Annotated in this window: 11 protein-coding genes; all 11 read left to right on the forward strand. The window is 71.0% G+C overall.

Annotation, left to right across the window (positions count from 1 at the left end):
* Positions 1–9 precede the first annotated feature (9 nt).
* The 11 genes from ACN26Z_RS21595 (at position 10) to ACN26Z_RS21645 (ending at position 13,982) form a co-directional block, all read left to right on the forward strand.
* On the forward strand, positions 10–1,341 hold the full coding sequence (locus ACN26Z_RS21595) for a glycosyltransferase family 4 protein (RefSeq protein ID WP_282237604.1): 1,332 nt from the start codon (positions 10–12) through the stop codon (positions 1,339–1,341).
* 133 nt (positions 1,342–1,474) lie between these two features.
* On the forward strand, positions 1,475–3,352 hold the full coding sequence (locus tag ACN26Z_RS21600; protein ID WP_421463195.1) for a serine/threonine-protein kinase: 1,878 nt from the start codon (positions 1,475–1,477) through the stop codon (positions 3,350–3,352).
* 31 nt (positions 3,353–3,383) lie between these two features.
* Positions 3,384–3,962 carry a DUF1707 SHOCT-like domain-containing protein gene (locus ACN26Z_RS21605; protein WP_421463197.1) on the forward strand — a complete coding sequence of 193 codons (579 nt, stop codon included), beginning with the start codon at positions 3,384–3,386 and terminating at the stop codon, positions 3,960–3,962.
* A gap of 197 nt (positions 3,963–4,159) precedes the next feature.
* Positions 4,160–4,969, forward strand: a complete 810-nt coding sequence (locus ACN26Z_RS21610) for a metal-dependent hydrolase (RefSeq protein WP_093407241.1) — start codon at positions 4,160–4,162, stop codon at positions 4,967–4,969.
* Positions 4,970–4,992: 23 nt separating this feature from the next.
* Positions 4,993–5,883: an amidohydrolase family protein gene (locus tag ACN26Z_RS21615; protein ID WP_421464689.1), complete on the forward strand. Its 891-nt coding sequence runs from the start codon at positions 4,993–4,995 to the stop codon at positions 5,881–5,883.
* 148 nt (positions 5,884–6,031) lie between these two features.
* On the forward strand, positions 6,032–7,144 hold the full coding sequence (locus tag ACN26Z_RS21620) for a LacI family DNA-binding transcriptional regulator (RefSeq protein ID WP_093407243.1): 1,113 nt from the start codon (positions 6,032–6,034) through the stop codon (positions 7,142–7,144).
* 37 nt (positions 7,145–7,181) lie between these two features.
* On the forward strand, positions 7,182–8,477 hold the full coding sequence (locus tag ACN26Z_RS21625; RefSeq protein WP_093407246.1) for an ABC transporter substrate-binding protein: 1,296 nt from the start codon (positions 7,182–7,184) through the stop codon (positions 8,475–8,477).
* Between the two features lie 54 nt (positions 8,478–8,531).
* Complete coding sequence (locus ACN26Z_RS21630; protein ID WP_093407249.1) at positions 8,532–9,485, forward strand: carbohydrate ABC transporter permease; 954 nt, start codon at positions 8,532–8,534, stop codon at positions 9,483–9,485.
* Positions 9,485–10,360, forward strand: a complete 876-nt coding sequence (locus tag ACN26Z_RS21635) for a carbohydrate ABC transporter permease (RefSeq protein ID WP_282237599.1) — start codon at positions 9,485–9,487, stop codon at positions 10,358–10,360. Before ACN26Z_RS21630 ends, ACN26Z_RS21635 begins: the two co-directional genes overlap by 1 nt.
* On the forward strand, positions 10,357–12,588 hold the full coding sequence (gene yicI, locus ACN26Z_RS21640; RefSeq protein ID WP_421463199.1) for an alpha-xylosidase: 2,232 nt from the start codon (positions 10,357–10,359) through the stop codon (positions 12,586–12,588). Before ACN26Z_RS21635 ends, yicI begins: the two co-directional genes overlap by 4 nt.
* Positions 12,585–13,982: a GH1 family beta-glucosidase gene (locus ACN26Z_RS21645; protein ID WP_421463201.1), complete on the forward strand. Its 1,398-nt coding sequence runs from the start codon at positions 12,585–12,587 to the stop codon at positions 13,980–13,982. The genes yicI and ACN26Z_RS21645 overlap by 4 nt, the downstream gene beginning before the upstream one ends.
* The last annotated feature ends 80 nt before the right edge of the window (positions 13,983–14,062 follow it).

The following is a 14,062-nucleotide window of genomic DNA, read 5'->3' on the forward strand; positions in this document are numbered from 1 at the left end:
GGGGCGCGTATGTCACCGAACGCCGACGTGATCGACATCAACCCCGCACGCTCGCAGCGGGTGCTGATGCTGTCGTGGGAGTACCCACCCGTTCTCGTCGGCGGGCTCGGCCGACACGTGCACGCCCTGTCGGTGGCCCTGGCCGCCGCCGGTCACCAGGTCACCGTCGTCACCCGCCACACCGACGGCGCACCCCTTGAGGAATACGTCGACGGCGTACGCGTCATCCGGGCCGCCGAAGACCCCGTCGCCTTCCCCCTCGCCACCAACTCCCTGCTGGCCTGGACGATGGCCTTCAACCACACCCTCACCCGTGCCGCCCTGCACGCCACCAGCACCGGTCAGTACGACGTCATCCACGCCCACGACTGGCTCGTCGCCCACACCGCCATGACCCTGCGCGACCACCTCCACCTCCCCCTCGTCACCACCATCCACGCCACCGAAGCCGGCCGGCACCAGGGCTGGCTACCCGAAGACATGAACCGCACCATCCACGGCGTCGAGCACTGGCTGAGCAACGCCTCGAACCGGGTCATCGCCTGCTCGGGCTACATGCGCGAACAGGTCACCAGGCTGTTCGGCACCCCCGGACAGCGCGTCGACGTGGTGCCCAACGGGGTCGACGACCGGGCCTGGCGGGCCCGGCCCCGCGCGGTCGCCTCGGCCCGGGCCCGCTTCGCCGGGGACGGGCCGCTGGTCGGGTACGCCGGCCGCCTGGTCTACGAGAAGGGCGTGCAGCACCTGGTCGACGCCGTGCCGAAGCTACGGGCGCGGCATCCCGGGCTGCGGGTGCTGATCGCCGGGGACGGCCCCTACCGGGGCGAGCTGGAGGACCGGACCCACCAGCTCGGGCTCGCCGGCACCGTCCGCTTCACAGGTTTCCTCGACAACACCCAGCTGCCGGCGGTGCTCGGCGCCACCGACGCGACGGTGGTGCCCAGCCTCTACGAACCTTTCGGCATGGTGGCGCTGGAGGCCGCCGCAGCCGGAGCGCCACTGGCCGTGGCCCGCACCGGCGGACTCGCCGAGATCGTCGAACCGGGCGTCACCGGCGTCACCTTCCCGCACAGCGACCCGTCGGCGCTGGCCGGCGCCGTCGGGCAGCTGCTCGGCGACGAGGTCTTCGCCCGCCGCGTCGCTCGCCAGGCACGCAGCATGGTCGGCCGGCGCTACGGCTGGGCCACCATCGCCGACCGCACCGCCGACACGTACGCCGCGGCCCGCCGCGAGCACACCGCGCCGCAACCCCGGCGCGTCGCCGCCGAGCTGCCCACACGCCGGCAGACGATCGCCATCCCGGACGGCAACCTCCTCGCGGTGGGAGGTGCCGCCTCCTGAGTGGACCTGTCGGATAGGTGATTCCCGATCCGCTGGCTAGGGTCGGAGTCGACGTGCTCGATTGTGCCGAGGACGTCGACCAGACCCTGGGGATGTACGCCGGACCGTGGCGGATGGGAGAAATGTGCGAGCGGTGATCGCCGGCCGGTACCGGTTGCTCGATCTGGTCGGGCGCGGCGGGATGGGGACGGTGTGGCGGGCCGAGGACGAGCTGCTGCACCGCCAGGTGGCGATCAAGCAGGTGGTGCTGCCGGCCTGGCTCGGCGGTGACGAGCTGGACCAGTCGCGGGCCCGCACGCTGCGTGAGGCGCGGACCGCGGCGCGGCTGAACCATCCCAACGTGGTCCGCGTCTACGACGTTGTCGCCGAGGCCGACGAGCCGTGGATCGTGATGGAGTACGTGCCGTCGCGTACCCTCCAGGACCTCCTCGACGCGGACGGGCCGCTGTCGCCGCAGCGGACCGCTCGGATCGGTCTGGCGCTGCTGGACGCGCTGCGGGCGGCGCACCACGCCGGGGTGCTGCACCGCGACGTCAAGCCGGCGAACGTCCTCGTCGCCGACGACGGCCGGGTGCTGCTGACCGACTTCGGGTTGGCCGTGTTCGACGGTGGCGATCAGACGATGACCGGGCCCGGCACCATCCTGGGTTCGCCGCAGTACGTCGCGCCGGAGCGGGCCGCCGACGGGGTGTCCAGTGAACGCGCCGACCTCTGGTCGCTCGGCGCCACGCTGCACGCCGCCGTCGAGGGCCGCGCCCCGTACGCCCGCAGCACCGCCATGGCGACGTTGAGCGCGCTGGCCTCCGCACCACCGGACCCGGCACCGCACGCCGGGCCGCTGTCGGCGGTGCTGGCCGGACTGCTGCGCCGCGACCCCGCGCACCGCACCGACCACGCCGAGACGCGCCGCCGGCTGCTGGCCGCCACCGGCCCCGACCCGGCCGACCTGCCCGACCGGTCAGGCGAGGACACCGCTCCGCTGCCCACGGCCGGAGGGTCTCCCGCCGGCACCGCCGCGTCCATCGAGGCCGCTGACGCTCCGGCGATGACCGCCGGCTCGCCCCGCAGGGAGCCGAACCGGCGCCCGAGCGCCGACGAGGCCACCCGGCCGTCGGCCGGGCACGACCCGGATCAGACCGGCGGGGACGGCCCGGGCCGGACCGGCGGGGACGGCCCGGGCCGGACCGGCGGGGACGGCCCGGGCCGGACCGGCGGGTCACCGCCACCGACCGCGCCCGCCAGCACCCCGGCGGCGACGCCGGGAACCGGGCAGCGCCGGGAGCCGGTGGCCCGGTCCTGGGCACTGGCGGGGGTCGCCGTGCTGGTCGCCATGGCGGCCGGGATCGGCACCGCACTCACGGTGGTCGGCACCGGCGCGGACCAACCCGGCCCGGCGACGCAGAGCCCGCCCTCGTACGACGTGGGCGCGCCGGGGCCCGGCGGCCCGTTCCCGCGCGACGGGCGACGCCCGCCCGGTCCGCCGCCCGGCGGCGTCGTCCCCCCGCCGTTGCCCTGCGTACGCCCGTGGGTCGACGGCGCCTCGCTGCGCACCGCCCCACCCCGTCCGACCGACGGATTCCGGCCGCCCGCCGGCTGGGTGTGGCACGCCGATGCCGGCGGCTTCCGGGTGGCGTTGCCGGCCGACTGGCGGCACTCCCGCGACAACGACGTGGCCTGCTTCCAGGATCCGGCCACCGGTCGTGCGTTCACCGTCGCGGACAGCGCCGACGTCACCACCGAACCGGCCGCCCGGCTCCGGGCGGTGCGGGACCGGGAACTGGCCGACGGCACCCTGCCCGGCTACCAGGAGTTCCGCCTCGGCCGGGTCGGCGACGCCGTCGAGTGGGAGTTCGGGTGGTTGACGCCGCACGGTGACCGGCTGCGCGCCACGCAGATCGTGCCGGATCCGACGCGGGGCCGCTCCTGGACGTTGGGTTGGATCACACGCGAACATGACTGGGCGGCTGCGGCGAGCGACCTGGCGACCGTCCGGCTCAGCTTCCGTCCCTAGGGCGCTCGCGGGACACGGTTAGTCTCGGACCGTGGAACCGGACCGGCACGACGACACCGACCAGCTGCGAGTCTCCGACCGGGAACGGGAGGAGGTCGTGGAGCTGCTCGGCAAGGCGACGGCCGAGGGCCGGCTGACCCTCGACGAGTACTCCGAGCGGGCCGGTACGGCCCACGCCGCACAGACCCGCGGGGAACTGGCCAGGGTGACCAGGGACCTGCCCGACGCGGCGACCCGACCCGCCGCCGGCGCGCTCGTCCCGGCGACGGAGAAGCTGCTGGCCGTCTTCGGCAACGAGGTGCGTAAGGGCGCATGGCCGGCACCGGAGCGCATCGAGGCCCGGGCGGTCTTCGGTGACTGCCGGATCGAGCTGCACGAGGCCCGGCTGCCCGGGCGGGTGACCCGGATCGACGCCGAGGCGATCTTCGGCAACGTCACGATCGTCGTGGCGGAGGGCACCGATGTCCGGCTCACCGGCAGCGCGATCTTCGGGAGCAAGCAGTCCAAGCTGAGCGGCCCTGTCGCGGCGGGCGCACCAGTGATCGAGGTGCGCTGCCGGGCGATCTTCGGCGACGTGACCGTCCGCGCGCCGCGCAAGCGCTGGTGGTGACGCCGCCCGTCCCATCGCCGACAGATCGGGCCGACCGACCGTCACACGCTGCCATACTTCCTGGTGGTCGGCCCGGCCCACCGACCACCTCCGATGGTTGTCCGAAGTGGACAACAAGGATGGTCCCCCTGCGGCGTCGCCGCGAACTACAGTGGCGTAGTTTTGGCGCTCAAGATCCCTGGGGAGGGCGAGCCGAGATGATGGGACCGTCGCACGCGCTGTCTGGCGCGGCGGTATGGCTGAGCGGGTCCTGGGCGCTACAGCACTTCTACGACTACGAGCAGTCGCCGTTGGCGTTGGCCGTCGGCACCGCCGTCTGCGCCGGTGGGGCTTTGCTGCCCGATCTCGATCTGTCCGGCAAGGTCACCCGCAACCAGGGCGGCGCGACCGTGGCCCGCACGTTCGGTGTCTTCTCGCTGTTCATCGCCGAGGTGGTGGAGAAGGTCTCGCTGGGCGTCTACTACGCCACAAAGCTCAGCCGCGATCCCAAGCGCAGCAACGGCCACCGGACGCTCACCCACACCATCCCGTTCACCGTGCTGGTCGGTTGGGGCACCACCACGCTCTGCGCGCGGTACGGCAAGTGGGCGGTCATCGGCATCCTGTTCTTCATGATCGGCCTCGCGCTGCGCGGCCTGTTCGACGAGTGGGCCGAGCGCGCGGGCTGGGTCATCGTCACCCTGGTCTCGGCCGGCGCGGCCACGTTCACCGCGGCGAACCTGCCCGGCGACCGGGGCTATCCGATGATCGGGCTGGCCGTCGGCGTGGGCAGTTTCGTGCATATCATCGGTGACATGATCACCAGAGCCGGCGTACCGATTCTCTGGCCGATTCCGATCAAACGCCGGATGTGGACACCGATCAGCCTGCCCGACAAGATCGCGCTGCGGGCCGGGGGCAAGACCGAGATCGTCGTGGTCCGCACCGCACTGACCATCGTGTCGGTGCTGGCCGCGGTCGGGCTGGTCGCTCCCTCGGTGCTCCAGAAGTTCAACCTCGACCTGTGAGCGTCGAGCCCGTCGACCCGGCGATCGTGGCCGCCGACGAGGCGGTGCCACGGTTCTGGCAGGGGCTCGGTCTGCCCGGTCTGGCCGACGTCCACGTGCACTTCCTGCCGCCGAGGCTGCGCCGCCGCGTGTGGGAGTACTTCGAGTCGGCCGGTCCGTTGGTGGGGTTGGAGTGGCCGATCCGGTACCGGTGGAGCGACGCGGAACGCGTCGATCACCTCCGTCGGCTGGGGGTACGGGCATTCAGCGCACTCGCGTACGCCCACCGGCCCGGCATGGCCGAGCAACTCAACCAGTGGACGCTGGACTTCGCCCGCGACACCCCCGGATGCCTGCCGTCGGCCACCTTCTTCCCCGAGCCGACGGCGCCGCGCTACGTCGCCGAGGCGATCGACGCCGGTGCCCGGGTGTTCAAGGTGCATTTCCAGGTGGGTGGTTTCGCACCCACGGACCCGGCGTTGGCGCCGGTGTGGGACCTGCTCAGCGCGGCCGACGTGCCGGTGGTCGTGCATGCCGGGCACGCGCCGGTGGGCACCGCGCACACCGGGCCGGAGCCGTTCGCCGCGCTGCTCGCCCGGCACCCGCGGCTGCCCGCGATCGTCGCCCACCTGGGTGCGCCCGACTATCCCGCCTTCCTGGAACTCGCCGAGCGGCACGAGCGGGTCCGGCTGGACACCACGATGGCTTTCACCCCGTTCCTCGATCAGCTCGTGCCCTTCCCGGCCGAGGAGTTGCCGCGCCTGCGAGAGCTGGGGCTGGCCGGGAAGGTGCTGCTGGGCAGCGACTTCCCCAACATCCCCTACCCCTACGCCGACCAGTTGACCGGTCTGGCCGGGCTCGACCTGGGTGACGACTGGCTGCGGATGGTCTGCTGGCAGGCCGCAACGGACCTCTTCGACCTGCCCACAGGCTGATTCGACCTGCCGGCACGCTGATCGAGCGGGATCCGACCTCAGTTCGTCACTGCCTATTGACGTGGTCGTAACACCTGACCTACCTTCTGTCGAACCGCTTAGTCGAAGCGCTTCGACAACGCCGGGGCATACCGCGAGGAGGTGCCGGATGGCCACCATGCAGGACGTCGCACGTCGCGCCCAGGTGTCGGTCAGCACCGTGTCGTACGTGCTCACCGGCGCCCGACCGATCTCCCAGGCCACCCGGGACAAGGTCCTCGCCGCCATGGCCGAGCTGGACTATCAGCCCAACGCCCTGGCCCGTGGGCTGGCCAGCCGGCGCAGTCGGATCCTCGGCCTGCTGCTGCCGATGGACGAGCGCGGCATCGGCGCCACCGAGACCGCCTTCGTCACCGGCGCGACCTCCGCCGCCGTGGCCGCCGGCTACCACCTGGTGCTCTCCCCGATCGGCGTCGGCGACCTCGACGAGCTGCGCCGGCTGGCCAGCCAGCGCATCCTCGACGGTGCGCTGCTGATGGAGGTCCAGCTGCACGACCCCCGGGTGGACGTGCTGCGCGAGGCGGGCGTGCCGACGGTGCTGATCGGGCGCACCGAGGACCCGAGCGGCCTGTCGTACGTCGACATCGACTTCGACCGCACCGTCCGCGCGGCGGTCGACCACCTGGTCGGCCTCGGCCACCGGCGCATCGTCTACGTCAACCACTCGGCCGACACCATCGCCGAGGGTTACGGCCCGGCCCTGCGCACCCGTGACTCGTTCACCGCCGCGATGACCGAGCACGGTCTGACACCGCTGATGATCCCCGCCGAGGACAGCGCCGCCAGTGGTCGAGCGGCACTGGCCAGCGCGCTGCGCCAGGAGCCCGATCTCACCGCCGTGCTGGCGATGAACGAGAGCGCCGTCTTCGGGCTGCTCGGCGAGTTGTCCACCCGGGGGCTGACCGTCCCCGACGACGTGTCCGTCGTCTCGATGGTCACCTCACCGCAGGTCGCCGAGCTGGCCACGCCCGCGTTGACGGCGATGACGTCGCCCGGCTCGGCGCTCGGCCGCATCGCGGTGCAGACGCTGCTGCGGCACGTCGAGAGCGGCGACGGGGAGATCCACCAGGAACTGCTGCCGTGCGTGCTGGAGGTCCGTGGATCCAGCGGCCCGCCACGTACGCCGGCTGCCAGCACCACCGACCCGGAGGCGGCCGACGAACGGTCGTCCCCGGGTACCGAAGCAGCCCGCCGTCGCGCTGCCACGCGACGACGGGCTTGAAGGAGTACCGGCTCGATACTCACCAGGGAGACTAGCAATGCGACGATTCCGTAGCGTAGCCGTGGCCGCCACAGTGGCGGCGCTCGCGGCGACCAGCCTGGCGGCGTGCGGCGACGACGGTGGCGACAGCGAGGCCAACGTCCTCAAGCTCTGGCACTACGAGAGCGCCAACAGCGCCATGGGCATCGCCTGGGACCGGGCGATCGAGATCTTCAAGGAAGAGCACGAGGGCGTCGAGGTGCGCTTCGAGCGCAAGGCGTTCGAGCAGATCCAGCAGAACGCTGGCATGATCATCAACTCGTCCGAGGGTCCGGACGTGATGGAGTACAACAAGGGCAACGCGACCGCCGGGCTGCTCTCCTCGCAGGGCCTGCTCACCGACCTCACCGAGGAGGCGACCGAGCGTGGCTGGGACACCGCGCTCAGCCCCAGCCTCCAGACCACGGCCAGGTACGACAACGGCGTCATGGGCTCCGGCAACTGGTACGGCGTGCCCAACTACGGCGAGTACGTGATGGTCTACTACAACAAGGACCTCTTCACCGAGCACGGGGTCACGGTGCCGACGACGCTGGCCGAGATGACCGCCGCGATGGACACTTTCGTCGCCAAGGGCGTCACGCCGCTGGGCATGTCCGGCGCCGAGTACCCGGCCGGGCAACTCTTCTACCAGCTCGCCCTCTCCCGGGCCGACCGGGCCTTCGTCGACAACTACCAGCTCTACGCCAACCCGGTGGACTTCACCGCCGACCCGCTCAAGTACGGCGCCGAGACCTTCGCCGAATGGGTGGACAAGGGGTACATCGCCAAGGACTCCGCCAGCCTCAAGGCGGAGGACATGGGCACCGGATTCATTTCCGGCAAGACCCCGATGATCGTCTCCGGCAGCTGGTGGTTCGGCCGCTTCAAAAGTGAGATCTCCTTCGACTGGGACACCTTCCTCTTCCCCGGCAACACCCTGCACGCCGGCTCCTCGGGCAACCTGTGGGTGGTCCCGGAGACGAGCAAGGCCAAGAGCCTGGCGTACGACTTCATCGACATCACCATGCGGCCGGAGATCCAGGCGTTGATCGGCAACAACGGTGGCGTGCCGGTGGCCGGTGACCCGGCGACGATCAACGACCCGAAGGACCGCAAGCTGATCGAGGACTTCAACACGGTCAGCTCCCAGGACGGTCTGGCCTTCTACCCGGACTGGCCGGTCCCGGGCTACTACGACGTGCTGGTCTCCGGATTCCAGGGCCTGATCAACCAGTCCAGGTCGCCCGCGCAGGTCCTCGACGCGATCTCTGGGCCGTACCAGGACGGCGTCGCGGAGATCAAGCGCGACTGACGGCGGCCGGGGCAGGCGCGCCCGCGCGCCTGCCCCGCCCCTGGAAGGATTTCCATGGCATCCCTCGACACGGTCGACGCCCCGGCCCGGAAACCGGCAGGTCGGCGCCGCCGGTCCGGCTCCGACGCCGGGTACTGGCTCTACCTGCTCCCCGGCGCGGTCCTCTTCCTGCTGGTCATCGGCGGTCCGCTGGTCTACACCGGCTACCTCTCACTGACCAAGTGGTCCGGCGTCGGCGACCCCACCTTCATCGGGCTGGACAACTACCGCGATCTGCTGACCGACGACGTCTTCTGGACCTCGTTCCAGAACACCGTCGCGATGATCATCGCGATGGTGGTGCTGCCCACCCTGATCGGACTGGTGCTCGCCGCGGTGCTCTTCGACACCATCGGACGCCGGTTCCGGCCCCGCACCGCCGCCGCGCTGCGGGCCGCCTTCTACCTGCCGCAGGTGCTCCCGGTCGTGGTGGCCGGCATCGTCTGGGGTTGGATCCTGCGGCCCGACGGCGCACTCAACGGGCTGCTCGACGCAGTCGGGCTCGGCTCGCTCACCCACGACTGGCTTGGCGACCCGAACACCGCGCTGCCCGCCGTGATGGCCGTGATGATCTGGGTTCAGCTCGGCTACCCGGTGGTGGTCTTCATGGCCGCCCTGGAACGGGTGAACCCGGAGCTGTACGAAGCGGCGGAGATCGACGGGGCCGGCTGGTTCCGGCGGTTCCGGGCGATCACCCTGCCGCAGATCCGGCCGGAGACGTTCGTGGTCGGGCTCACCTGCACCATCGCCGCGATGAAGGTCTTCGGCCCGATCTTCGCGCTGACCCGCGGCGGGCCCGAGAACGCCACGAACGTGCCCTCCTACTTCGCGTACTTCACCTTCTTCAAGCGGTTGCAGGTCGGCTACGGCTCGGCGATCTCGATGGTGCTGACCCTGATCATCGTCGTGGTCGCGGTGCTGTTCATCCGGGCGCAGAACCGTGCCGAGCGCCGGGACGGAGTGCTCTGATGGCGATCACCCTCACCCCGCCCCGGCGGGTACGGCGTCCCGCTGACCGGCGGCACCGGGGCATCGCCCGGTGGATCGTGCTCGCGCTGGTCGGCGCGGCGGCACTCGCCATGCTGGTGCCGTTCGCGTTCATGCTGCTCAACGCCTTCAAGTCGCCCGGCGACTACTCGACAAACGGCCCGTTGAGCTGGCCGGGCGAGTTCTACACCACCGGCCTGCGCACCTACTGGGAGCAGGTCGACTTCCCGGTGAAGCTGTGGAACTCGGTGCTCATCTCCGGCTCGGTGGCGGTCCTCGCGGTCGTCGTGTCACTGCTCAGCGCGTACGCCCTGGGCATCGGCCGGGTCCGCGGCCGGCTCTGGATCATCGGCCTGTTCCTGCTGGCCAACATGCTGCCGCAGGAGGCGCTGATCTACCCGCTCTACCACTTCGCCAAGGAGGCGGGGCTCTACAACACCCGCCTGGCGGTCATCATCATCTTCACCGTCATCCAGGCGGCCTTCGGCACCTACCTGCTCGCCTCGGTGCTCGGCACCTTCCCGCGCACCCTGCTGGAGGCAGCCGCGCTCGACGGGGCCGGCCGGTGGCGAACCCTGTGGCGGGTGGTGCTGCCGAACATCCGGCCCACCATCTCGGTGCTGCTCGTCTTCTTCTTCATCTGGACCTGGAACGAGTTCCTCATCCCGTTGGTCATGCTCATCGACAACCAGACGCAGACCGTCCCGGTCGCGCTGGCCTCGTTGCAGGGCGACCGGCTGATGGACGCCCCCACCACGAACGCCGGGGCACTGATCAGTCTCCTTCCGGCGATCCTGTTCTTCCTCATCTTCCAGCGCACCCTCTCGCGCGGCATCACGGCAGGAGCCGACAAGTGAAGTTCACCGACGGGTACTGGCAACTGCGTCCCGGGGTCAGCGTGCTGCGCCCCGGCACCGTGGAGTCGGTGGAGCCGGACGAGCGGTCCTTCACCGTCTTCGCACCCATCGGGCGGATCACCGGACGCGGGGACACCCTCAACCGGCCGGTGATCACCGTACGGTTCTTCTCCCCCGCGCCCGGCGTGGTCGGGGTGACAATCGGTCACCACACCGGTGGGCTGCCCAAGCAGCCGCGGTTCACCCTGGCCGAGAGCACCGAGCATCCGGTGCAGGTGGAGGTCACCGGGCTCAGCGCGCGGTTGACCACCGGCGAGCTGACCGTCCGGGTCGCGCTGACCGGGCCGTGGCGGGTGGACTTCCTGCGTGGCGACCGGTTGGTCACCTCGTCCACCGAGCGCAGCATCGGCGCGGTCACCGACGCCGAGGGCAACAAGTACGTCCACGAGCGGCTGGCCCTGGGCGTCGGCGAGACCATCTACGGGCTGGGCGAGCGTTTCGGCGCGTACGTCAAGAACGGCCAGGCCGTCGACATCTGGAACGCCGATGGCGGCACCGCCAGCGAGCAGGCGTACAAGAACGTGCCGTTCTATCTCAGCAGCGCCGGCTACGGGGTCTTCGTGGACCATCCGGAGCACGTATCGTTCGAGGTCGGCTCCGAGGTGGTGTCGCAGACCCAGTTCAGCGTGCCGGGCCAGTCGCTGACGTACCACCTGATCGACGGGCCCACCCCGAAGGACGTACTGCGCCGCTACACCGCGCTCACCGGCCGGCCGGCGCGGGTCCCGGCCTGGTCGTACGGGCTGTGGCTGTCCACCTCGTTCACCACCTCGTACGACGAGAAGACGGTCACCGAGTTCATCGACGGCATGGCCGAGCGGGACCTGCCGCTGTCGGTGTTCCACTTCGACTGCTTCTGGATGCGGCAGTTCCACTGGGTCGACTTCATCTGGGATCCGGCGACCTTCCCGGACCCGGAGGGGATGCTGCGCCGGCTGCACGAGCGTGGCCTGAAGGTGTGCGTCTGGATCAACCCGTACATCGCCCAGCGGTCGTACCTGTTCGAGGAGGGCCGGCAGGCCGGCTACCTGGTCCGCAACCCGGACGGCTCGGTCTGGCAGTGGGACAAGTGGCAGGCCGGCATGGCGCTCGTCGACTTCACCAACCCGGACGCGGTCGACTGGTTCGCCGGAAAGCTCAAGGTGCTGCTCGACATGGGCGTCGACTGTTTCAAGACCGACTTCGGCGAGCGTATCCCCACCGATGTGGTCTGGCACGACGGCTCAGACCCGCAACGGATGCACAACTACTACGCGTACCTCTACAACAAGACCGTCTTCGAGCTGCTGGCGGCCGAACGCGGGGAGGGCGAGGCGGTCGTCTTCGCCCGGTCGGCGACCGCCGGCGGTCAGCAGTTCCCGGTGCACTGGGGTGGCGACTGCGAGTCGACATTCGTGGCGATGGCCGAGTCGCTGCGCGGCGGGCTGTCGCTGGCCGCCTCCGGCTTCGGCTACTGGAGCCACGACATCGGCGGCTTCGAGGGCACCCCCGACCCGGCGGTGTTCAAACGCTGGATCGCTTTCGGCCTGCTGTCGTCGCACTCGCGGCTGCACGGCTCCGGCTCCTACCGGGTGCCGTGGGCGTACGACGACGAGGCGGTCGACGTGCTGCGCCGCTTCACCCGGCTCAAGCTGAGCCTGATGCCGTACCTCGCGGCAGCGGCCGAGGAGGCTCACCGCGAGGGCGTACCGGTGATGCGGCCGATGGTCCTGGAGTTCCCGGACGATCCGACCGCCGCGCACCTCGACCGGCAGTACATGCTGGGCCCGGACCTGCTGGTCGCACCGGTGATGAGCGCCGACGGCCAGGTGACCTACTACGTGCCTGCCGGCACCTGGACCCAGCTGACCACCGGTGCACAGGTCACCGGTCCGGGCTGGGTCACCGAGAAGCACGACTTCGACAGCGTTCCGGTGCTGGCCCGGCCCGGGTCGGTCATCGCGTTCGGCTCGGTCACCGACCGCCCGGACTACCCGTGGGCCGACGGCGTACGGCTGCGGATGTTCGCGCCGGCCCCCGGGCAGCGGACCCGGGTGCGGGTACCGGCACCCGACGGCGGACCGGGCACCGAGTTCGAGGTGTCCTACCAGGACGGAACGGCCAGCGCCGAGCTGGTGGCGGGCGCGTCGTCCGGGTACGAGTGCGAGGTGACGGAGGTGGCGACATGAGCGAGGTCGTGTTTCCTGAGGGATTCGTGTGGGGGTCGGCGACGGCGGCGTACCAGATCGAGGGCGCGGCGAAGGAGGACGGACGGGGGCCGTCGATCTGGGACACCTACAGTCACACCCCGGGCCGCACCCTGAACGGGGACACCGGCGACGTCGCGGCCGACCACTACCACCGGTGGGCCGACGACCTCGACCAGGTGGCCGCGCTCGGGCTCGGGGCGTACCGGTTCTCGATCGCCTGGCCCCGGGTGCAGCCCGGCGGCTCCGGCGCGCTCAACCAGGCGGGAGTGGACTTCTACTCCCGCCTGGTGGACCGGCTGCTCGAACTCGGCATCCGGCCGGTGGCCACGCTGTACCACTGGGACCTGCCGCAGGAGTTGGAGGACGCGGGCGGCTGGCCGGCCCGGGACACCGCCGCACGCTTCGCCGACTATGCCGAGAAGATCGTCGGGTCGCTCGGGGACCGGGTGCACACCTGGACCACGTTCAACGAGCCGTGGTGCTCGGCCTACCTCGGGTACGCCTCCGGGGTGCACGCGCCGGGGCGGACCGAGCCGGCCGCGGCGCTGGCCGCCGTACACCATCTGAACCTGGCGCACGGCCTGGCCGGCCGGGTGATCCGTGACCTGGCACCGGCGGCGCAGCTCTCGGTCACGCTGAACCTGCACGTCATCCGGCCGGCGTCGGGCTCGGCCGCCGACGCCGACGCGGCACGCCGGATCGACGCCCTGGCCAACCGGGCCTTCCTCGGCCCGATGCTGGACGGGGCGTACCCGCCGGACCTGCTCGCCGACACCGCCGCGGTCACCGACTGGTCGTTCGTCCGGGACGGCGACGAGGCCACCGCCGCGGTGCCGCTGGACGTGCTCGGCGTCAACTACTACTCGACCACGCTTGTCCGTGCCTGGGACGGCGTCTCACCCAAGTCGGACGCCGACGGGCACGGCCGCTCGGCGCACTCGGCGTGGGTCGGCTCGGAGCAGGTCGAGTTCCTGCCGCAACCCGGTCCGTACACGGCGATGGGCTGGAACATCGAGCCGGCCGGCCTGACCGAGCTGCTGCTGCGCCTGCACCGCGAGTATCCCGACCAGCCCTTGATGATCACCGAGAACGGCGCCGCCTTCGACGACGTCGTGTCGCCGGACGGCACGATCCACGACGACCGCCGGATCGACTACCTCCACCGGCACATCGCCGCCACGCACGACGCGATGGCCGCCGGCGCCGACGTACGCGGCTACTTCGTCTGGTCCCTGCTCGACAACTTCGAATGGGCGTACGGCTACGACCGCCGCTTCGGCATCATCCGCGTCGACTACGAAACCCAGCAGCGCACCTGGAAGGACTCCGCCCACTGGTACCGCCGCCTGACCACCACCAACCGCCTCCCCTGACCCCCGCCCCCGCCCCCGCCCGACTTGATATGCGTTGATCAAGAAGTTCTGGTCCTGCGGCCGGCGCGATCCCGACCAAA

The sequence above is a fragment of the Verrucosispora sp. WMMD703 genome (genome assembly GCF_049178935.1).
GTDB lineage: Bacteria > Actinomycetota > Actinomycetes > Mycobacteriales > Micromonosporaceae > Micromonospora > Micromonospora sediminimaris.